The sequence below is a fragment of the Rhizobium lusitanum genome, assembly GCF_014189535.1.
GTDB classification, from domain to species: domain Bacteria; phylum Pseudomonadota; class Alphaproteobacteria; order Rhizobiales; family Rhizobiaceae; genus Rhizobium; species Rhizobium lusitanum_C.
This window is the reverse complement of sequence record NZ_CP050308.1, coordinates 40,964-61,104: the sequence shown is the minus strand read 5'-3', so window position 1 is coordinate 61,104 and position 20,141 is coordinate 40,964. Positions and strand designations below refer to the sequence as shown.

Genomic DNA, 20,141 nt, shown 5'->3' with positions numbered 1-20,141 from the left:
GGTGGAGCGCGCGTGCGTCCTGTCAAGCTTGTCGACTACGATCCAGCGTGGCCTACCCTCTTCCGAACCCGGCGTGAGGCTATCGCCGCCCTGCTCGGCCATCACGCCGATATCCATCATATCGGCAGTACATCCGTCCCCGGACTTTGCGCCAAGCCGAAGCTCGATATCGATGCCGTGCTTGCGACGTCCGATGACAGGCTCGTCGCCTCGGAACGCTTGAAGGAGGATGGTTACACCTTCCATGACGATCCGTATGGCGCCGACAGATGGATCTTCACCAAGGACGAAACACCCTACGGAACTCGCCTTTATCTATGCCTCCCCGGTAATCCCGCCCATTGTGATCGCATCCTCTTTCGCGATTACCTTCATGCCCATCCTGAAGCGGCCGAGAACTACGCCGCATTGAAGCGGCGGCTGGCCATGGAAGCGAATGGCAATTGGGATCACTATAGCGGCGGCAAGAGTAACTTCGTTGTCGACATCCTTCGTCGGGCGCTTGCCGAGTTGACGTAGCGCAGAAAAGTCACCTCCCGGAGACTTGCATTCCCCCCACACCAAAACGCAAAAAGCCCCGCTGTTTCCAGCGGGGCCTTCGTAATCACCGAATAATCCGAGGATTACTCTACGATGCTAGCAACGATGCCGGCGCCGACGGTACGGCCGCCTTCGCGGATAGCGAAGCGCAGCTTTTCTTCCATTGCGATCGGAACGATCAGCTCGACTTCAACAGTGATGTTGTCGCCTGGCATAACCATTTCCGTGCCTTCTGGAAGCGTCACGATGCCGGTCACGTCCGTCGTGCGGAAGTAGAACTGCGGACGGTAGTTCGTGAAGAACGGCGTATGACGGCCGCCTTCTTCCTTCGTCAGGATGTAGGCTTCGGCCATGAACTTCTTGTGCGGCTTAACAGAGCCCGGCTTGCACAGGATCTGACCACGCTCAACGCCGTCACGGTTAACACCGCGAACCAGGGCGCCGATGTTGTCGCCTGCCTGGCCCTGATCGAGCAGCTTGCGGAACATTTCAACGCCGGTAACCGTCGTCTTCGACGTCGGGCGAATGCCGACGATCTCGACTTCTTCACCAACCTTGACGATACCACGCTCAACGCGGCCGGTCACAACCGTACCACGGCCAGAGATCGAGAACACGTCTTCGATCGGCATCAGGAACGGCAGGTCGATCGGACGCTCAGGCGTCGGGATGTAGGCGTCAACAGCAGCCATCAGCTCGCGGATCGCGTCTTCGCCGATCGTCTTGTTGCTGTCGTTAAGGGCAGCAAGAGCCGAACCCTTGATGACCGGGATGTCGTCGCCCGGGAAGTCGTAGGACGACAGAAGTTCGCGAACTTCCATCTCCACCAGTTCCAGAAGCTCGGCGTCGTCAACCTGGTCGACCTTGTTCAGGAACACGACAACTGCCGGAACGCCAACCTGGCGGGCGAGCAGGATGTGTTCGCGGGTCTGCGGCATCGGGCCGTCAGCGGCCGAGCAAACCAGGATCGCGCCGTCCATCTGTGCGGCACCCGTGATCATGTTCTTGACATAGTCAGCGTGGCCGGGGCAGTCGACGTGCGCGTAGTGGCGAGCAGGCGTCTCGTATTCAACGTGGGCCGTCGAAATCGTGATGCCGCGGGCCTTTTCTTCCGGTGCAGCGTCGATCTGGTCATACGGCTTGTACTCACCGAAGTACTTCGTGATCGCTGCCGTCAGAGACGTCTTGCCGTGGTCAACGTGGCCAATCGTGCCGATGTTAACGTGCGGCTTATTGCGCTCAAACTTACTCTTTGCCATTTGAATGCTTCCTATGAACGTAAATGAGTGACCCCGGCGAACCGGTTTAGTGCCGCCGTTTAAGGCTTTCATCGCATTTGCGCAAGACTTAATTGCAGGCCCTGTTCTAGGCGAAGTAAGGTCGATGACGGGCAGTGAGCGGCCCTCGGCATCAATTCGCCGCGAAGGTTTCGCCGGCCGATCCGGAAAGGCATAAAAGCGTTTGCCGGTTCAGCAGCTTAGATAGGTATGTCGAGGAAATAGTTCCAGATGCAGGAAGCGGTATCGCACCCGCATTTGTCGAGAGAGCGGCGCCGCGCAAACGAAAAGCGCCCTCTCCTATCATGGAAAGGGCGCTGAAAGCCGCGATCGCAGGATCGCCTAATCTAATTGTCGACTTATGGTGCTCTTACCCTTCAGGCAACGCACCACGAGCCAGCTGCAATCAATCGAGCAGATCGGCCGGCACCTTGCCGCCATTGTCCGAAAGCTTCTTCAGCAGCGCCTTGTGCAGGAAGATGTTCATCTTGGCGGAATCACCCGCGTCGCCAGTATAGCCCAGCTCCTGTGCAAGCTCCTTACGTTCCGTAAGGCTCGCATCCATCCCGAGCGCCTTCATCAGATCCACGATCGAATGTTTCCAATCGAGTTTCTGGCCACTCTTTTTCACGGCCGCGTCGAGAATCGAAGCGATATCCACCGGGGAAGCCGATGGCGTGGAGGCCGGTGCACTTGCAGCAGGCGTTGTCGGCGCGGAAGATGAAGGTGCCGCGCCAGTCGTGGTGGTGGTTGGCGTTGCCGTGGGAGAAACTTCGGCAGCCTTTGCCTCTCCCCAGATTGCATTCTTGATCTTGTCGAAGATACCCATGTGCACTCCCCCTTTTCGGTTGGCTCACAAATATCTACCGCTCATTAAAATATAAGCAACCCCTCACGTCAAAGATGCAGAGCTGAATATTCTATGGAGATTGCGGGATGCATTTCGCCCGCCGGATTCATCCGTGCCAGCGTCGAATCGACGAAAGCGCGCCATCGAACAGGACAACGACATCGAGACCAAAAACAGACATTGAAAATGCTGGAGCGGGTAGCGGGAATCGAACCCGCGTATTCAGCTTGGAAGGCTGCTGCTCTACCATTGAGCTATACCCGCGGCGGGTGGTCAAGATCCGGTCCGGAATGGTGGAGGGAGTTGGATTTGAACCAACGTAGGCTGAGCCAACGGATTTACAGTCCGTCCCCTTTAACCACTCGGGCATCCCTCCAGTATTCCGACTGGATCTTGCGACCAAGCTTGCTAGACCGTGCGTCGCCGCTTCGATCTGCGCCGCGTATATGACCGGCCCGTTTCCGTCTGTCAACACAAGGAATTGCCAAAAATGACGAAAAAATTTCAGCTCAAGGGAAAACCCGTGGACGAAAGAGGACTATGCGCTCCGAGGCGCTGCCGCTATAAAGCCGCATGAGCAAAGATAAAACATTGGGCCATTCCGGCCCTGAAACCCCCGTCGACGACAACTCGGCCAAGGACACGCATTACGCCACACTGCGGCGCGCGCATCGCGATGCCAAGCGCGAGCGTGGCGAAATCCCGACGCCGGTGCCGCAGAAACGCAAACGGTCGAGCGCGGACGACTGGAAGCCGCCAGCGTTGGCGCCTGACCAGGTCTATCTCTACGGCCTGCATACCGTTCGCGCCGCCCTTGCCAATCCCGAACGGAAGAACATCAAGCTGTCGACCACGCAGAATGCGCTGGTACGGCTGGAGATCGGCCCGGTTGACGCACTCAGCATTCCCTTCGAGATCGTCTCGCCGCAGGATATCGACAAGGTTCTCGGCCCGGAAGCAATCCACCAAGGTGTAATGCTGGAGACCCGGCCCCTCCCCGTTCGCCGTCTCGAAGCGCTGAAAGACAGCCCGCTGCTGCTGGTGCTCGATCAGGTGACCGATCCGCACAATGTCGGCGCGATCATGCGCTCGGCCGTGGCCTTCGACGCCGCCGCCGTCATCACCACGCAACGTCACAGCCCGACCGAATCGGGCGTGCTGGCGAAATCCGCCTCCGGCGCGCTGGAACTCATCCCTTATATACAGGTCACCAACCTCGCCGATGCGCTCGGCGAACTGAATCGCCTCGGCTTCGTCACCATCGGCCTTGATTCGGAGGGACCGGCGCCGCTCGAAGGCACGTTTTCGGGCGAGAAGCTCGCTCTCGTCCTCGGTTCAGAGGGTAAGGGGCTTCGCCAGAAGACACGGGAAACCGTGAACGCGCTGGCGCGGCTGGACATGCCGGGCGCGATCAAGTCGCTCAACGTCTCGAACGCGGCCGCGATCGCGCTTTATGCGGCACGGTCCTATCTGAGAACCTAGCGGCACTTCACCGCCGCAGCAGATTTGGGGGAATTTGCCTTGATCCGTAGTTTTGGTCTCGCGGCGGTCTCCATCGCCGTCATCCTCGCCGTCGGCCAACCGGCGCACGCTGCCGATGATGAACTTGTGCAGGCGCAGGCCGGCACTTGGCTGCTGGCGCCCGAGAATGGCGCCAAGGGCTGCCGCCTCACCTTCGAGACCGCGAAAACAGCCGGCGGCTATGCCATCAGCGGCGCGGATGCCTGCGCAACCGCCCTACCCGCTCTTGCCAAGGCCGCCGTCTGGAATTTCACCGACGACGGCTCGCTCACCATTAGTGACACGACGCAGAAGGTGCTGGTTCGCCTTCAGGAGGAGGAAGGCTCCCCCTGGGAAAGCGAAGGGGCCGATCCGATGTGGCTACTGCCGGCGCTTGGCGATGTCGACCACGTCCCCACAGCTGCAAGCCTGAGCGGCATCTGGCAAGTCCGGCAGCCGGACGGCAAAGCCATATGCGATGTCACGCTGACCAGCGAGACCGACAAGGACGGAACGCCGAAAATGTCACCGGGCGGCGACTGCCCGGCCAACATCGCCGATCTCAAGCTTTCCCTTTGGGCCATGGAAGGTTTCGGGCTGGTGCTGATGGGAGGCGATGGCTCCTCGCTCTCCTTCGATATGCAACCGGATGGCAGCTTCAAGACATCCGACGAGGAAGAGGGCGACCCGATGCTGCTGGTGCGCAAGCAGGGCGGCTAAAATTCCGATACCCAGCTACGGGTTGAAATTCCCGCAATATGACTATCTAACATTAGATTAGCCTAAAGCTGATCGAGATAAGACATATTGCAAAACGGGCGCAGCGTGCATGATTCCATCGAATATCCGTAAATTCATCTTCCACGATTTGCGAAGTGTAGAAGGATATATCGATCCGCCTGATGCCCTTGTTTATCTTTCCATCCTGGAGCGCCAGCGCGAGCATGGACTGGAAGGCGGCGTCGCTGAAATCGGCGTTTATTTCGGCCGTTCCTATTTTCTCCTGAAAAAGATCACCTCGCCGGACGACCGTGTCCTCGGCATAGATCTCTTCGATATCGGCGAAATGTCGAACGGCACTTCCGAGCAATACCGCTCATTCCTACGGAATGGCGACCGTCTTGGCCTGTCGGTCAACAAGGATCTGCTCGTTGTCGGTGACAGCGCGGAACTGTCCCCGAAGGACGTATTGGACAAAGTCGGCAAGGTGCGCTTCTTCAGCGTCGACGGTGGCCACACATTGGCGAATCTGGAGGCCGACTGCAGACTGGCAAAAGAGACGATCGCCGATCATGGTGTCATCGTCTTCGACGACACCTTCAATCCCGCCTGGCCGGAAGTGACCGTCGGCGTCGCTGATTTCCTGCGTAACAACGATCAGGACTTCTCGGCCTTCTGCATGACGAAATACAAGACCTACGTCTGCCGGCGCGAATTTCACGATTTCTATCGTGCGGCGATCATGCGGGCTCCGCATCTCAGAGCCTTCGAACTGGCGGAAACGCACTTCCTCGGATCCGACGCCATCCGCCTGCACAACCCCTTCGGCCGGCGCATTCTCTATGAACTCATGACCCGCTCAGGCATGGGCGCCCTATCGGAACGCGCCTACCGCTGCCACTAAACCAGAGCCCGTTCAGCGAACAGTAATCGGCTGCTGATGCCAAGCCGATTGTTGTAACTGCGATCGCTGGGTAACCGGACATCCCTCCCGCAGCTTCGACCAGGAGGGGACGTTGAGGTTCATCTCGCACTGGGCAAGATAGCTCTTGCCGTCGACGGTCATGCAGGCGACCTCGCCGATCGCATGCTGCTTTCCGTCCCTGTTCTTACAGTAGCAATCCTGGTCGGCCATTGCCGGCGTACTTGCAGCCAACGTGCTCGCGACGAACAATAATCCCAAGACGATATGCCTGAATGCCTTGCGCATGGCCATTCCCTCGTCCGTAGTCGAGGGAGAAAGTGTATGCCCATTTCAGACGTTGTAAATACGCCCGCAGAGGTCCTGTAGGCGTGCGACGCGCGACTAGTGAACCGCCGGATCAGAATCGTCAAAGAACGTCTTGATGCCATCCCGGGCGACCGTCGCCAGGAATTCATCAAACGCCTCGCGATCGGTCGCAAAAGGCTCTTCCCATTCGATCAGATCCTCGTCGGGCGTGATAACTTCCATCCGCCAGTCTTCCTGTGTGCCCGCCGGACGGAAGATATCCACAAGCACGGTCATGTCGCCCTCGGTGAATTCGCCGGAGAGTTCTGAATGTTCGAGTTTGGGCTTCTTGGGCTTACCGGTCATATTTTTCACACCTAGCAAAAGAGAATCGCGTGTCTGCGATCATCGTAAATACCCAAAGGATGACATTTCCAATCATGCTGGCGCAATGTCTTCCCGCATCGGGCGATCTGGCAGCCTGCGCATGAGATGTTGAGTCACTGGGAAAAAGTGGTGCCCCCGCCAAGGTTCGAACTCGGGACCCCCTGATTACAAATCAGGTGCTCTACCAACTGAGCTACAAGGGCACAACGGCATGCCAAGTAGCAGATTTTGATTTCCTGTAAAGAGGAAAATCAACTGTTCAACCTCAATCCGACGTATCGGCGATCCTCTTGTGGATTCACCACTCTTTGCGAAACGTCTTGTCGCATGGGGGGAATATCATTTACCTAGTATGACTGTTTAAAGGACGTTGCATGTCACGCGCTTTTCAATCTGTTTGTTTTCTCGCCTCGACCGCGCCGGAAGCCCAGGCCGCGCAAGAGGAACTGATTCGCCTCTATGGCCAGACGCCGCAGGCGAATGCAGATATCGTCGTGGCGCTCGGTGGCGACGGCTTCATGTTGCAGACGCTGCACACGACAATGAATTCCGGTAAACGCGTCTATGGCATGAATCGCGGTTCGATCGGGTTCCTGATGAACGACTATCGCACCGATAACCTGCTGGAGCGCATCGAGGCCGCCGTCGAAAACGCATTTCACCCGCTACAGATGACCACGCGCAATGCGGATGGTAGCAGTTGCGTTGCCTTGGCCATCAACGAGGTGTCGCTGTTTCGCCAGTCCTATCAGACGGCAAAGCTAAAGGTCGAGATCGACGGCCGCGTCCGCCTGCCGGAATTGATCTGCGATGGCCTGATGGTGACGACGCCGGCGGGCTCCACCGCCTATAATCTTTCCGCGCATGGCCCCATCCTGCCGCTGGAGGCACCGCTGCTTGCCATGACGCCGGTCAGCGCCTTCCGCCCCCGCCGCTGGCGCGGCGCGCTCCTGCCGAACAAGGTGACGGTCGATATCACCGTGCTCGAAGCGGAAAAACGCCCGGTCAACGCTGCCGCCGACAACACCGAGGTCAAATCAGTCGTCGGCGTCCGAATCACCCAGAGCGAAGACACGACGGCGCGCATCCTGTCCGATCCGGACAGGTCGTGGTCGGACAGGATCCTGGCGGAACAGTTTTCGGGTTGAGGATTGTTTTGTCTACGGCCGTGCGAACATTACAATAGCCAATAAAAAAGCCCCGTCTCCGGGGCTCTTTTTTACTCAAGCGAATCCTGATCTCAATCCACGTCGTCCACGGCCGCATCGGCCGCGCCGCTGATGCGGTGGGCGAGTGCTGCTTCCATGAATTCGTTGAGATCGCCGTCGAGCACGTCGTCCGGAGCGGTGCTGGTAACGCCAGTGCGCAGGTCCTTGACGAGCTGGTAGGGCTGCAGGACGTAGGAGCGGATCTGGTGGCCCCAGCCAATATCGGTCTTCGACGCGGCTTCGGCACTGGCTGCCTCTTCCCGCTTCATCAACTCCGCCTCGTACATGCGGGCACGCAGCATGTCCCACGCCTTGGCGCGGTTCTTGTGCTGTGAACGTTCCTGCTGGCACTGCACGACGATGCCGGTCGGGATGTGCGTGATACGCACGGCCGAATCGGTCGTGTTGACGTGCTGGCCGCCGGCGCCGGACGAACGATAGGTATCGATGCGGCAGTCACCTTCATTGATATCGATCTGGATCGAGTCGTCGACCACAGGATAGATCCAGATCGACGAGAAGGACGTATGACGGCGTGCGTTGCTGTCATAGGGAGAGATACGCACCAGGCGATGAACACCCGATTCGGTCTTCAGCCAGCCATAGGCATTGTGGCCCTTGACCAGAAGCGTCGCGGACTTGATGCCGGCTTCTTCACCGTCATGAACTTCCAGAAGCTCCACCTTGAAGCGCTGGCGTTCGGCCCAGCGGGTGTACATGCGCAACAGCATGTTCGCCCAGTCCTGGCTCTCCGTGCCGCCGGCGCCGGAATGGACTTCGACATAGGTGTCGTTAGAATCGGCTTCGCCCGACAGCATGGCTTCCACCTGCCGGCGTGCAGCCTCCGTCTTCAACGTCTTGAGAGCGTCTTCGGCTTCGCGGACGACGTCGGCATCGCCCTCTTCCTCGCCAAGCTCGATCATCTCGACATTGTCGGTAAGCTGCTGCTCAAGCGCACGCACGCCGCTAATGCCGTCGTCAAGATGCTGGCGCTCGCGCATCAGCTTCTGTGCTTCGGTGGCATCATTCCAGAGGGTCGGATCCTCTGACTTGTTATTCAACCAGTCCAGTCGTCTTACCGCCTGATCCCAGTCAAAGATGCCTCCTCAGCAGGCTTATGGCCTGCTTGGTCTCGTCGACTATTTTCTCGATTTCCGCTCGCATAATCCTGCTTCTTCATCCGGCGGTTCGATATGAACCGTTGCACAATTCAAAGAGTGCTGGTGACATAGATATACATGCCGCGGCTGTAAAGCCCCGCGGCATGTTCATTGGAGAAATCCGTTTGGATCAGAAGAGGCCGCCCGAGCCTGAAGTGACCGCCTGGTTGGCCTGCGGCGAGGTTCTGAGAATCTCCTCGGGCGCGACCTGTGCCGAAGCATCGCCGCCGCCGATGACCGTGAAGGTCGTGGCCGGGCCGGTGCCGGGCTTGAAGGCTTCCATGATGGCGTTCGGATCGCCGGGCTGAGCCGCCATACCGGTTCCGCGATTGACCGCCGTGATAATCATGCCCGCCGGAACCTGGAACTTCTGCGGCGGCTGATCCTGGGTGGCTGCCTGCATGAACTCGTTGAAGATCGGTGCTGCAAGCGACCCGCCGGTTCCGCCGCGACCGAGCGTGCTCGGCGTGTCGTAACCGATATAGAGGCCGGCAACGAGGCTCGGCGTGTAGCCGACGAACCAGGCGTCCTTCTCGTCGTTGGTCGTGCCGGTCTTGCCGGCGACGTCGGTGTTCAGCTTGATCTTGCCGGCGGCGGTGCCGCGAAGAATCACGCCCTGCATCATCGACGTCACCTGATAGGCCGTCATCGGATCAAGCACCTGCTCGCGGTTGTCGGCGATCACGGGCTCGTCCTGGTTTTTCCATTCGCTGACATTGCAGGCCTCGCAGACGCGCTCTTCATGCTTGAAGATGGTCGCGCCATAGCGGTCCTGAATGCGGTCGATCAATGTCGGCTTGATCTGCTTGCCGCCATTGGCAATGACCGAATAGGCGGAAACCATACGCAGCACCGTCGTTTCGCCAGCGCCAAGCGACATGGCAAGCACCGGGTTCATGCGGTCGTAGATGCCGAAGCGATTGGCGTACTCGGCAACCAGCGGCATGCCCATGTCGGCGGCAAGGCGCACGGTCATCAGGTTACGTGAATGCTCGATGGCGAAGCGAAGCGTATGGGCGCCACCGCCCTCGCCTTCATAGTTCGTCGGTTTCCAAACATCCCCATTGCTGAGGGTAATTTGCAGAGGGTCATCGAGAATGACCGAAGCCGGAGTGTAGCCATTGTCCATAGCCGCGGCATAGACGAAGGGCTTGAAGGATGAGCCAGGCTGGCGCTTGGCCTGGGTGGCACGGTTGAATTCAGATTGCGCGTAGGAGAAGCCGCCGACCATGGCAAGCACGCGGCCGGTATGCGGATCCATCGCGACGAGGCCACCCTGCACTTTCGGCGGCTGGCGCAGACGATAGCTGCTGGAATCCGCACCGCCGGTCTTCTGGGCGAAGACCACATCGCCGGGGCTCAGCACGCCGCTCGGCGATTTCGCCGCCTTGCCGCTGCCAGCCAGGCGGAATGCCCAACGCATATCGGCGGCCGCTATGACGCCGCGCTTGCGCTCGGTCGCGACCCTGCCGGCGGCATCGACGCTCGGCTGCAAGCCGATATCAACCGCCTGGTCGGACACGGAAAGTACCACGGCAAGCTGCCACTCCGGAACGTCGCTCAAAGTCGGAATCTTGGCAAGCTCCGGACCCCAGTCCTGCGATGTCGCGATCTGCTTGATCGGGCCATGGAAGCCACGACGCTCGTCATAGTCGATGAGGCCGTCCTGCAGCGCCTTGCGCGCTTCGAGCTGCAATTGCGGATCAAACGATGTGCGCACGGAAAGGCCGCCCTCATAGAGCGCCTTCTCTCCATATTGATCGATCAACTGCCGGCGAACTTCCTCGGCAAAGAAATCCGAGGCGGCAAGCGACGGCCCATTCTTCGGCGGTGCGACGCCGAGCGTCTGCTTCTTGGCCTCTTCACCATCGCTCTGGCTGACGTAGCCATTCTCGACCATGCGGTCGATCACCCAGTTGCGGCGGGTCATCGCGGCTTCAGGATGACGGAATGGATTGTAGTTGGCAGGTCCCTTGGGCAGCGAGGCGAGATAGGCCGAATCGGCAATGGTCAGTTCGTTGACCGATTTGTCGAAATAGGTGAGTGCTGCGCCGGCGATGCCATAGGAATTGAGGCCGAAATAGATCTCGTTCAGATAGAGCTCAAGGATCTTGTCCTTGCTGTAGGCCTGCTCGATGCGGAAGGACAGGATCGCTTCCTTGAGCTTGCGGTCGAAGGTCTGGTCCGCCGATAGCAGAAAGTTCTTGGCGACCTGCTGCGTGATTGTCGACGCGCCAACAAAGCGGCGGCCTGAACCGATATTCTGCAGGTTGACGGCAACTGCGCGCAACAGACCGCCGACATCCACGCCCGGATGATTGTAGAAATTCTTGTCTTCAGCCGACAGGAAAGCCGCCTTGAGGCGGTCGGGAATAGCCTGGATCGGAATAAACAGCCGGTTTTCCCGCGAATATTCCTTCATCAGCGCGCCGTTGCCGGCATGGATGCGCGTCGTTACCGGCGGCGCGTACTTTGCCAGGACCTCGTAGTCCGGCAGATCCTTGGAGACGACGCTCAGATAAATAGCCGCCGCGGCCGCAACACCCAGGAACAGGATGCAGCCCAATCCAAAGAAATATCCTATCAGTCTGACCATATGATGCTACCGGTGCTTCTTCTTCATGCGGCACATATGCGAGAACATCGCATATTTACGGGCGTTTTGCACGCTCACGGTGTTAATGCAAGACGACAACAACACAAAGCCGTGCATGCCGTCTGTAGGCGAACAATACTTCGCTGTAACGGCGGGAATGTGAGCAAAATAGGGCTCCAGCCGGTATTTGCCATTTCATCCCGGCCTATTAGCAGGGGCTGTTACATGGAAGACACGAACGGCGCCCGCCGTCCATACCCTTTATCCGCCATTCGCAGCGGTCGAAGCGCGGTATTGTTTGACGGCGGCAGTTAGCTGACCGATCAGCTTCTGACGCCAATCGGGATCGAGCAGCAGCTTCTCATCATCCTTGTTCGACAGGAACCCCAGTTCGAGCAGAATGGAGGGCACATCCGGCGCCTGCAATACGCGGAACCCGGCATGGCGATGCGGATTGTTGATCATGGAGATCTGGCCATTGAAGGAGGTCAGCACATCCTGCGCCAGGGAAATGGAAAAAGCCTGCGTTTCACGCCGGGTCAGATCCATCAGGATATCGGCGACCGCGGCGGGCTGAGTTTGCGTCTCCGCACCGGCGAGCTGATCGGAGTTGTTCTCGCGGTCGGCCACTTCACCAGCCAGCTTGTCGGAGGCCTTGTCGGAGATGGTGTAGACCGTCGCGCCGCGGATATCCTTCTGCTTCAACGTATCGGCATGCAAAGATATAAAGAGTGATGCATGGTTCTGGCGAGCGATGGTCACGCGTTGCGACAGCGACAGATATTCATCCTTGTCACGTGTCAGAAAAGCCTTGATACCGGGCTGGGCGTTCAGTCTGTCAGCCAGAAGCTTGGCGTAGGCGAGCGTAATTTCCTTTTCGTGCGTGACGCCATCGCTGGCGGTCGCGCCGGTGTCGATACCGCCATGGCCGGCATCGACAGCCACAAGGAAGATGCCCGGATCGAGCTTTTCCATCGGCGCCACCGGGCCAACATCCTTGGCTGTATCATCATTGGCCCAGCTCTGCTGCTTGACGAGTTCCGCGAATTGGCCGGCGGGCAGCATCTCGGCATCAAGCACAAGGCGATGCCCCTTGCCATTTTCATCAGACTGCACCTTGGCCATAACCAGCTTCACCGGCTTCGTTGCCGTCAGCACGATGCGAGCGCTGTCCTGGTCCATGGTGCCGTAGCGGATATCCTTGAAAAGCCCGATCGGCTTGAGGTCGGCAGCCGGGAAGCCAAAAGCAGTTGCCGGAAGGTCGATGACCACGCGCACGGGATTGTCGAGATAATGGACGGAAAATGTCGCCTCCCGGTCCATGTCGATGACGATGCGGGTGCGGGCGTCATCGCCGGCAATGCGAGCATCATAGGCAAGCACGGGATCGGCGGCAGCCTCAGCCGTCGCAAGCGGCGAAACGGCGGAAAGAGCCGTCACAGCAAAAGCCGCTAGTGCAATTCGCAAGGCCCTCACGCCACTCTCCGCTGCATGCCGCCATCCCTTTAACAATTGCCCACTGCGCCCCATATTCATTCCGACGTTGTTTTTGAAGTCTCAAAACGACGCGAAAGCCATCGACGGCGCGGCATTTCGTGACGCGACGACGCGCCGGTTAAAGAATCGGAAACGCGACCCTCGGACCTTCATCATCCGACGAATCCATCAATATTATGGCATACTTGGCTTTCCCCTTGCTATTGTGACAGATAAAACATACAACGCATATTAGGGTATAAGTGTTGACGGGATAGAGTCGCCGCAAAGGCAGCCGCCTTAGAGTACTAGGCGCCATCCGCGGCCGTCATCCGCCGTCTCCAGTGCTTCTGCCCCATACTGGATATCTGAATTTCCGGTTTTGCGCGGGAAATTCATCGGTGGAGTGCCACCAAACGCTCTCTAGAGAGCACATTCATCGGGCCCGATTTGGGTCTAAGGTATTGTCGATTTCGCTTGGTTACGGATGTTACCGCAGCAGCTTTCTCAAGAAGTGAACAGACCCCGGGGAACTAACGTCCCGGTTGCCGTCTGGCTGTTGTCATCGCAAAACAACCAATCGCGACTTTCATTATCCGGTGCAGCAGTGATGGATTGCATCCGGCTTGTCTCAATGACAGGCCGGCCCCTTTCCGCATGCCGGCGCCGAGGAGCACAATTTTCATGGCAGACAAAATGCTTATCGACGCGTCTCACGAGGAAGAGACGCGCGTCGTTGTCGTTCGCGGGAACCGCATAGAAGAATTTGACTTCGAATCACAGCACAAGAAGCAAATCCGCGGCAACATCTATCTCGCCAAGGTAACCAGGGTAGAACCCTCGCTACAGGCAGCCTTCGTTGACTACGGCGGCAACCGGCACGGCTTCCTGGCCTTCGCTGAAATCCATCCTGACTACTACCAGATCCCGCTCGCCGACCGGCAGGCGCTATTGAGGGCGGAAGCCGAAGAGCATCGCCGCGATGACGATGTCGAGCATGTCGAAACGGCGCTCGATCTTTCGCAGCAGGATCAGCCTGACATCGGCATCGTCCAGAACGACGAAGCTACAGCCGCCGCTGCGGAAGAAGCCCCTGCCCTCGAGGTAGCCGCTCCCGCCGCTGAAGCCGAAGCACCGGTCAAGAAGGCCAAGCCGCGCCGCAGCCGCAAGAAGGTGGTCGCGGAAGCTCCTGCCGACGAAACGCCCGTTGCCGAGGCAAAGGTCGACGCACCCGGCGAAGACGAGGAAGGCCCCTCCGGCGAAATGGCCGCGATGGTCGAAACCGACTCAATCTCCGAAGATGTAGACGTTTCCAAGCGCCGTCACGACGATGACGACGATGATGATCACGACCATGAAGAGGAAGTGATCGAATCCGTCGGTGCCGAAGACGCCATGGAAGAGGTTCCGGACCGCGTGCAGCGCAAGCCGCGCAAGCAGTATCGCATCCAGGAAGTCATCAAGCGCCGGCAGATCCTGCTGGTGCAGGTTGCCAAGGAAGAGCGCGGCAACAAGGGCGCTGCTCTCACCACCTATCTCTCGCTTGCCGGCCGCTATTCGGTTTTGATGCCGAACACGGCACGCGGCGGCGGCATTTCTCGTAAGATCACCAATCCGCAGGACCGCAAGCGCCTCAAGGAAATCGCAAAGATGCTCGAAGTGCCGTTGGGCATGGGCGTCATCCTGCGTACCGCCGGCGCCAACCGCACCAAGGTCGAGGTCAAGCGCGACTTCGAATATCTGATGCGCCTGTGGGAAAACGTCCGTACGCTGACGCTCGCTTCGACCGCTCCCTGCCTCGTCTATGAAGAAGGCAGCCTGATCAAGCGCTCGATCCGCGACCTCTACAACAAGGACATCAGCGAAGTCATCGTCTCCGGCGAGGAAGGCTATCGTGAAGCGAAAGACTTCATGAAGATGCTGATGCCGAGCCATGCCAAGGTGGTTCAGCCCTATCGCGACATCCACCCGATCTTCGCGCGTTCCGGCATCGAGGCGCAGCTCGACCGCATGCTGCAGCCGCAGGTCACGCTGAAGTCCGGTGGCTACCTGATCATGACCCAGACGGAAGCTCTGGTTTCGATCGACGTCAACTCCGGCCGCTCGACACGCGAACATTCGATCGAAGATACCGCGCTTCAGACCAACCTCGAAGCCGCCGACGAAGTGGCACGTCAGCTTCGCTTGCGCGACCTTGCAGGCCTTGTTGTCATCGACTTCATCGACATGGAAGAGAAGCGCAACAATCGCGCTGTCGAGAAGAAGCTGAAGGAATGCCTGAAAAACGACCGCGCCCGCATCCAGGTCGGCCGCATCTCGCATTTCGGTCTTCTGGAAATGTCGCGCCAACGCATCCGCGCATCCGTGCTGGAAAGCACCACGCAGGTCTGCTCGCATTGCAGTGGCACCGGCCACGTACGCTCGCAGTCCTCGGTCGCGCTGCATGTTCTGCGCGGGGTCGAAGAGTATCTGCTCAAGAACACGACGCACGACATCACCGTCCGCACGACGCCTGAGATCGCGCTCTATCTGCTCAACCATAAGCGTCAGACGATCGTCGATTATGAGAGCCGCTTCGGTGTCACCATCATCATTGGCGCTGATAGCACCGTCGGTGCGCAGCACTTTGCCATCGACCGTGGCGAGCCGGTGGAAAATCCGGTGAAGATCGAAACCCTGTTCAACTTCGCCGCCATTCCGGAGGATGATGACGACGATATCGTCATCGAGGCCGATGAGGACGAAGAAGAAGAACTGGAAGAAAAGGCAGCCAGCGTCGAGCAGCAGCCTGTTGCCCGTTCTTCCGAGAGCAATGATGGCAACCGCAAGCGCAAGCGTCGCCGCCGTCGTCGTGGTCGCGGCAGCGATGTCCAGACAGCCTCCCAGCCTGGGGACACCTCCGCCGAAGACGGCGATGAGGATGGAGACGAAGGCGACGAGGACGATAGCAACGAGAACAGTGAAGTCTCGGCCGTTTCCGGCAGCGATGACGATGACGCCCAGCAGAAGCGTAAGCGCCGCCGTCGCGGCAAGCGCGGCGGTCGCCGAAATCGTGATGGCGAAGGCGAAGGCAATGAATTGGCTGCCGGTGAGGAATCCGGCTCCGATGAAGGCGCTGACGGTGAGGAAGACGGCGAAAATGATGTCGCTGTAACTGTCGCCGAGATTGTTATTGCCGAAGGCGAAGCCGCCGTCGAAAGCCAGCCGGCCATGGCCGCTGTCGAGACGGCGTCCATCGTCGCCGAAGATGTAAAGCCCGCCAAGAGCCGCAGCCGTCGCAAGCCGAAGGCGGAAGCATCGCCTGTGGAAACACCGGTTGTCGAAGCAGCCCCTGTGGTTGACGCCGAAGCCGAAACTGTTGCCGAAATCGCAGTCGATCTCGATACCCCGGCCGAACCGGTCGTGGCAGCCGAGCCCGAAGCGGCCAAGCCGGCACGCGCCAACCGCGAATCGAATGTCGCCTCCTCCGAGCCGGTGGTCAAATCCACCCGCACGAACGAGGCCACCGATAGCGACGGCAAGCCGAAGAAGGCTGGCTGGTGGCAGCGCCGCGGGTTCTTCTGAACTCTGCTGTTCGGAAAAAATTGAAAAAACCGGCCGTGGTGACACGGCCGGTTTTTTGTTTTGAAGTGCTATGAGAGTACTGCGGCGGGCTCTTCTTTTCCCAAATCCACCCTCGCCCTTCGACAAGCTCAGGGTGAGGGTTAGCCCTACAAGCTGAGGGCGACGAGTTAACCTACAAGCTCGGGTGACTGCTGATCTTCAAGCTTGGAAGTGAAGCTCATTTTGGACAGGCCAGAACACTCTCCGCCTCACCCTGGGCTTGTCGAAGGGCGGGGCGGCCCGATTGGCGGGCCTCCCGCTCTTCACAGTTTGATTCAAGAGCCTCCTAAAATACCTTCAAAATCCGCCGCAAGTCGCTGATATAAGATTCTATTTCAGCCAGTCGGCCATGCGCGTCACGGCTTCCTCGATTTCCGCATTCGAACCCGCATAGGACATGCGCATCGCACGATGTCCCTCGATCGGATCGAAGTCGAGGCCGGGCGTGGCGGCGACGTTGATGTCTGCCAGCATCTTGCGCGCGAAGGCCATGCTGTCGTTGGTGAATCTCGTCACATCGAGATAGGCGTAAAAAGCGCCGTCCATCGGAGAGGCGATGGAGAAGCCGATTTCGGGCAGGCGTTGCATCAGGAAATCGCGGTTCCGACGATAGCTTTCGCGATAGGTATCCAGCTCAGCCCCTGCCCCAAGTGCTGCTGCCGCGGCAATCTGAGAAAGCTCCGGCGCGGAAATATAAAGGCTCTGGGCGACGCGCTCGATCGGGCGCACCAGCCGCTCCGGCAGCACCATCCAGCCGATGCGCCAGCCGGTCATGCAATAATATTTCGAGAAGGAGTTGATGACGATCGCCTCGTCGGTCAGTTCCAGAGCGCTCGTCTCCTCACCGACGAAGGTCAATCCGTGATAGATCTCGTCGGAAATGAAAGCGATCGAGCGATCGGCGCAATAGTCGGCAAGTGCCTTCAGCGCCGCCCTGCCCGTCACCGTGCCGGTTGGATTGGCTGGGCTTGCGAGCAACACACCTTTCAACCGCTTGCCGCTGGCAACTTGTGCAGCCTCCAGGCTTTCCGGCGTCAGCGTGAATTGTGTTTCCGCCGTAACAGGCACCTCGACGACATCAAGCCCGAGGGCGGCAAGAATGTTGCGATAGGCCGGGTAGCCCGGCCGAGCGATTGCCACACTATCGCCGGGATCAAATAGCGTCAGGAAGGCGAGATTGAAGCCGGCCGACGAGCCGGTGGTGATGGCGATCCGTGCTGGGTCGATCTCCAGCCCATGCCGGGCCTGGTAATGGCCGGCAAGAGCCTGCTTCAGCGCCAACGTGCCGAGCGCATCGGTATAGCCGATACGGCCATGATCGAGCGCCGTGCGTGCTGCCTCAAGCGCTGCCTGGGGCGTCGGGTGTGACGGCTGGCCGACGGCCATGGAGATGACTGCATGCCCCGCCTGCCGTCTCCGCGTCGCCTCCGCCAGCACGTCCATGGCATGGAAGGGTTCGACATCGCTGCGTTTGGATAGGGAAAACAAGGTCAATTCTCTCTTCATATCGGATTGGCGTGTGACAATTGCCGCAATATCGGCCTGTTCACAATCCCGCGATTGCGGCTTCGCCGTGAAAATTCCTGTTTCTGGAAATAAGCATGCACCGTAAATTGCCGATACCTATTTGCGGATTTTAACCGGGCGGTGCTATGTCGACCCGACGATGAAGTCTTAGCATCGACTCAAACGAGGACCCAATGACCCTTTTTTCCAAAACCCTGCTGACGGTTTCGGCGGTCGCCATTGCCGCATCGCTTGCCTTCGTCCAGCCCGCAGCCGCCCTGGATGATCAGCAGAAGAAGGAGTTCGGGGAGTTCATCAAGGAATATCTCGTCGAGCACCCGGAAGTCTTGCTGGATGCGCAGGCCGCGCTTGAGAAGAAGCAGGACGCAGCGCGCCTTGCCCAGTCGAGCCAGACAGTCACCCAGAACAAGGACGCCATTTTCAATTCCAAGAACGATATCTCGCTCGGTAATCCGAAGGGCGACATCACCGTCGTCGAGTTCTTCGACTATAACTGCACCTATTGCCGCCATGCGCTCGGCGATATGGAGACGTTGCTGAAGCAGGACACGAATGTGCGTTTCGTGCTGAAGGAATTCCCGATTCTGGGACCGGATTCGATTGCCGCATCAAGGGTTTCCGATGCTTTCCGCAAGCTGGCGCCTGAAAAATACGCCGCCTTCCATCGTGCGCTGCTCGGCAGCGACGGTCGCGCCTCTGAAGATAGCGCCATCGAGGTCGCAAGCTCGCTCGGCGTTAAGGAAGCGGCGATCCGTGCCGAGATGGCCAAGAGCCCGAACACCGATTCGGTCAAGGCCACCTACCAGCTCGCCACCGATCTCAACGTCACCGGCACGCCGGCCTATATCATCGGCAACGAGACGATCTCGGGCGCCATAGGCCTGGAGGCCATTCAGCAGAAGATCGCCAATGTCCGCAGTTGCGGTAAGACCACCTGCTGAATTAAAGCACCTGACGACCCCGCGCGGCCGCCAGGCAGGCAGTCCTCGGAAAGGCGCGCGGGCCTTTCAAGAATAGAACCGCTTCCGAATTGAGCGTAAAATAGCCAAAATCGGGGCGTTTCCACACCAGACATGCGCGCGCTCTTATCTGGGGGCTTTCCTATAGGCCTTCGGGAGTCTATAGGTTGCGCTGCACATTGACGGAACCTCTGATGGCGCAAACAATTTTCGTCCTGAACGGACCCAATTTGAATGCCCTTGGCAAGCGCGAGCCGGGCATCTATGGCGGCAAGACCCTCAAGGATATCGAAGCCGATTGTAAGTCCGTGGGCGAAAGCCTGGGCTTCGTCATCGATTTCCGTCAGAGCAATCATGAAGGCGTGCTGGTCGATTGGATGCACGAAGCCTGCGATACTGCCGCCGGCGTCGCGATTAATCCCGGGGCCTATGGCCACACGTCGATCGCGCTTCACGATGCGATCCGCGCCATTTCGGTTCCGGTGGTGGAGGTCCATATCTCCAACATCCACGCACGCGAAGAATTCCGGCACAAATCAATGATCGCGCCCGCCGCCAAGGGAATGATCTGCGGTTTCGGGCCTTATAGTTACATCCTGGCGCTGCACGCGCTGAAATCCATCACGCAATAGCAAGAATTACAGGGCACAAAATCCATGGCTGAAAAGAAAACGGGTATCGACCAGGCGCTGATCCGCGACCTCGCCAATATTCTCAATGAAACCGATCTGACCGAGATCGAAGTCGAGCAGGAAGATTTGCGCATCCGCGTTTCCCGCGCCGGCACGACGCAATATGTTCAGGCGCCGATCGCAGCCCCGGCTTATGCCGTAGCGGCTCCAGGCGCTCCGGCAGCAGCCGCCGCTCCCGTCGGCAAGGTGCGCAACCCTGATAGCGTCATCAGCGCGCCGATGGTCGGCACGGTCTACATGGCGTCCGCGCCGGGTGCAGCCGCCTTCATCCAGGTCGGTTCGGTCGTCAAGGAAGGCCAGACGCTGTTGATCATCGAAGCGATGAAGACGATGAACCAGATTCCCGCGCCCAAGTCCGGCACCGTGACTGAAATCCTCATCAAGGATGGAAGCCCGGTCGAATACGGCGAAGCCCTGGTGGTCATCGAGTAAGCCC

At 58.9% G+C, this 20,141-nt stretch carries 17 protein-coding genes and 3 tRNA genes; 9 read left to right on the top strand and 11 right to left on the bottom strand.

Annotation, left to right across the window (positions count from 1 at the left end; translation table 11 throughout):
- Nucleotides 1-12: 12 nt before the first annotated feature.
- Nucleotides 13-519, top strand: coding sequence for a GrpB family protein (locus HB780_RS13985; RefSeq protein WP_183692739.1), 507 nt, complete (start codon nucleotides 13-15; stop codon nucleotides 517-519).
- Nucleotides 520-623: 104 nt separating this feature from the next.
- Here HB780_RS13985 and tuf read toward each other — a convergent pair whose 3' ends face one another.
- The 4 genes from tuf to HB780_RS13965 all read right to left on the bottom strand — a co-directional run bounded on the left by tuf (nucleotide 624) and on the right by HB780_RS13965 (nucleotide 3,043).
- A complete protein-coding gene (gene tuf / locus HB780_RS13980; RefSeq protein WP_183692737.1) occupies nucleotides 624-1,799 on the bottom strand; it encodes an elongation factor Tu in 1,176 nt (391 codons plus the stop codon).
- A gap of 424 nt (nucleotides 1,800-2,223) precedes the next feature.
- Nucleotides 2,224-2,646 (bottom strand): DUF3597 domain-containing protein, encoded by a 423-nt coding sequence (locus tag HB780_RS13975; RefSeq protein ID WP_183692735.1) that lies wholly within the window; start codon nucleotides 2,644-2,646, stop codon nucleotides 2,224-2,226.
- 211 nt (nucleotides 2,647-2,857) lie between these two features.
- Nucleotides 2,858-2,931 (bottom strand) — tRNA-Gly (locus HB780_RS13970).
- Nucleotides 2,932-2,958: 27 nt separating this feature from the next.
- Nucleotides 2,959-3,043: transfer RNA gene (locus HB780_RS13965), tRNA-Tyr, on the bottom strand.
- Between the two features lie 197 nt (nucleotides 3,044-3,240).
- Here HB780_RS13965 and rlmB point away from each other — a divergent pair.
- The 3 genes from rlmB (at nucleotide 3,241) to HB780_RS13950 (ending at nucleotide 5,791) form a co-directional block, all read left to right on the top strand.
- Nucleotides 3,241-4,149 (top strand): 23S rRNA (guanosine(2251)-2'-O)-methyltransferase RlmB, encoded by a 909-nt coding sequence (rlmB, locus tag HB780_RS13960; RefSeq protein ID WP_183692733.1) that lies wholly within the window; start codon nucleotides 3,241-3,243, stop codon nucleotides 4,147-4,149.
- 39 nt (nucleotides 4,150-4,188) lie between these two features.
- Nucleotides 4,189-4,887: a protease inhibitor Inh/omp19 family protein gene (locus tag HB780_RS13955; protein WP_183692731.1), complete on the top strand. Its 699-nt coding sequence runs from the start codon at nucleotides 4,189-4,191 to the stop codon at nucleotides 4,885-4,887.
- Nucleotides 4,888-4,996: 109 nt separating this feature from the next.
- Nucleotides 4,997-5,791, top strand: a complete 795-nt coding sequence (locus HB780_RS13950) for a class I SAM-dependent methyltransferase (protein ID WP_183692728.1) — start codon at nucleotides 4,997-4,999, stop codon at nucleotides 5,789-5,791.
- A gap of 12 nt (nucleotides 5,792-5,803) precedes the next feature.
- Here the strand turns inward: HB780_RS13950 and HB780_RS13945 are convergent, their stop codons facing one another.
- The 3 genes from HB780_RS13945 to HB780_RS13935 all read right to left on the bottom strand — a co-directional run bounded on the left by HB780_RS13945 (nucleotide 5,804) and on the right by HB780_RS13935 (nucleotide 6,687).
- Nucleotides 5,804-6,097 (bottom strand): hypothetical protein, encoded by a 294-nt coding sequence (locus HB780_RS13945; protein WP_183692726.1) that lies wholly within the window; start codon nucleotides 6,095-6,097, stop codon nucleotides 5,804-5,806.
- Nucleotides 6,098-6,193: 96 nt separating this feature from the next.
- Nucleotides 6,194-6,463, bottom strand: a complete 270-nt coding sequence (locus HB780_RS13940; protein WP_183692724.1) for a hypothetical protein — start codon at nucleotides 6,461-6,463, stop codon at nucleotides 6,194-6,196.
- Between the two features lie 148 nt (nucleotides 6,464-6,611).
- Nucleotides 6,612-6,687: transfer RNA gene (locus tag HB780_RS13935), tRNA-Thr, on the bottom strand.
- A 171-nt stretch (nucleotides 6,688-6,858) separates the two neighbouring features.
- On the opposite strand from HB780_RS13935, the gene HB780_RS13930 reads away from it, so the two are divergent.
- Complete coding sequence (locus HB780_RS13930; RefSeq protein ID WP_183692722.1) at nucleotides 6,859-7,632, top strand: NAD kinase; 774 nt, start codon at nucleotides 6,859-6,861, stop codon at nucleotides 7,630-7,632.
- Nucleotides 7,633-7,724: 92 nt separating this feature from the next.
- On the opposite strand, the gene prfB is transcribed toward HB780_RS13930, so the two are convergent.
- The 3 genes from prfB to HB780_RS13915 form a co-directional block, all read right to left on the bottom strand.
- Nucleotides 7,725-8,856 (bottom strand): peptide chain release factor 2 gene (gene prfB, locus HB780_RS13925; RefSeq protein ID WP_183692720.1). Its coding sequence is split into 2 segments (ribosomal slippage): nucleotides 7,725-8,786 and nucleotides 8,788-8,856, totalling 1,131 coding nucleotides; the frame shifts between segments, so codons are not numbered across the junction.
- A gap of 126 nt (nucleotides 8,857-8,982) precedes the next feature.
- Complete coding sequence (locus HB780_RS13920) at nucleotides 8,983-11,448, bottom strand: penicillin-binding protein 1A (RefSeq protein WP_183692718.1); 2,466 nt, start codon at nucleotides 11,446-11,448, stop codon at nucleotides 8,983-8,985.
- Between the two features lie 261 nt (nucleotides 11,449-11,709).
- A complete protein-coding gene (locus tag HB780_RS13915) occupies nucleotides 11,710-12,984 on the bottom strand; it encodes an N-acetylmuramoyl-L-alanine amidase (protein WP_435693906.1) in 1,275 nt (424 codons plus the stop codon).
- Between the two features lie 624 nt (nucleotides 12,985-13,608).
- Here HB780_RS13915 and HB780_RS13910 point away from each other — a divergent pair.
- Nucleotides 13,609-16,488, top strand: coding sequence for an Rne/Rng family ribonuclease (locus HB780_RS13910; protein ID WP_183692714.1), 2,880 nt, complete (start codon nucleotides 13,609-13,611; stop codon nucleotides 16,486-16,488).
- Nucleotides 16,489-16,857: 369 nt separating this feature from the next.
- Here HB780_RS13910 and HB780_RS13905 read toward each other — a convergent pair whose 3' ends face one another.
- Complete coding sequence (locus HB780_RS13905; protein WP_183697132.1) at nucleotides 16,858-18,015, bottom strand: pyridoxal phosphate-dependent aminotransferase; 1,158 nt, start codon at nucleotides 18,013-18,015, stop codon at nucleotides 16,858-16,860.
- Nucleotides 18,016-18,227: 212 nt separating this feature from the next.
- Between HB780_RS13905 and HB780_RS13900 the strand changes: the two genes are divergently transcribed.
- From HB780_RS13900 to accB, 3 genes are all read left to right on the top strand, one after another.
- Nucleotides 18,228-18,995, top strand: coding sequence for a DsbA family protein (locus tag HB780_RS13900; protein WP_183692712.1), 768 nt, complete (start codon nucleotides 18,228-18,230; stop codon nucleotides 18,993-18,995).
- A gap of 212 nt (nucleotides 18,996-19,207) precedes the next feature.
- Complete coding sequence (aroQ, locus tag HB780_RS13895) at nucleotides 19,208-19,645, top strand: type II 3-dehydroquinate dehydratase (protein ID WP_183692710.1); 438 nt, start codon at nucleotides 19,208-19,210, stop codon at nucleotides 19,643-19,645.
- Between the two features lie 24 nt (nucleotides 19,646-19,669).
- Nucleotides 19,670-20,137, top strand: coding sequence for an acetyl-CoA carboxylase biotin carboxyl carrier protein (gene accB, locus HB780_RS13890; RefSeq protein ID WP_183692708.1), 468 nt, complete (start codon nucleotides 19,670-19,672; stop codon nucleotides 20,135-20,137).
- Nucleotides 20,138-20,141 lie beyond the last annotated feature (4 nt).

Excerpts from the sequence above, each read along its gene's own strand:
- HB780_RS13975 (WP_183692735.1), bottom strand. The coding sequence starts at position 2,646 with ATGGGTATCTTCGACAAGATCAAGAATGCAATCTGGGGAGAGGCAAAG.
- HB780_RS13930 (WP_183692722.1), top strand. The coding sequence starts at position 6,859 with ATGTCACGCGCTTTTCAATCTGTTTGTTTTCTCGCCTCGACCGCGCCG.
- HB780_RS13915 (WP_435693906.1), bottom strand. The coding sequence starts at position 12,984 with ATGAATATGGGGCGCAGTGGGCAATTGTTAAAGGGATGGCGGCATGCA.
- HB780_RS13900 (WP_183692712.1), top strand. The coding sequence starts at position 18,228 with ATGACCCTTTTTTCCAAAACCCTGCTGACGGTTTCGGCGGTCGCCATT.
- HB780_RS13920 (WP_183692718.1), bottom strand. The coding sequence starts at position 11,448 with ATGGTCAGACTGATAGGATATTTCTTTGGATTGGGCTGCATCCTGTTC.
- rlmB (WP_183692733.1), top strand. The coding sequence starts at position 3,241 with ATGAGCAAAGATAAAACATTGGGCCATTCCGGCCCTGAAACCCCCGTC.
- tuf (WP_183692737.1), bottom strand. The coding sequence starts at position 1,799 with ATGGCAAAGAGTAAGTTTGAGCGCAATAAGCCGCACGTTAACATCGGC.
- aroQ (WP_183692710.1), top strand. The coding sequence starts at position 19,208 with ATGGCGCAAACAATTTTCGTCCTGAACGGACCCAATTTGAATGCCCTT.
- HB780_RS13945 (WP_183692726.1), bottom strand. The coding sequence starts at position 6,097 with ATGCGCAAGGCATTCAGGCATATCGTCTTGGGATTATTGTTCGTCGCG.
- accB (WP_183692708.1), top strand. The coding sequence starts at position 19,670 with ATGGCTGAAAAGAAAACGGGTATCGACCAGGCGCTGATCCGCGACCTC.
- HB780_RS13940 (WP_183692724.1), bottom strand. The coding sequence starts at position 6,463 with ATGACCGGTAAGCCCAAGAAGCCCAAACTCGAACATTCAGAACTCTCC.
- HB780_RS13910 (WP_183692714.1), top strand. The coding sequence starts at position 13,609 with ATGGCAGACAAAATGCTTATCGACGCGTCTCACGAGGAAGAGACGCGC.
- HB780_RS13950 (WP_183692728.1), top strand. The coding sequence starts at position 4,997 with ATGATTCCATCGAATATCCGTAAATTCATCTTCCACGATTTGCGAAGT.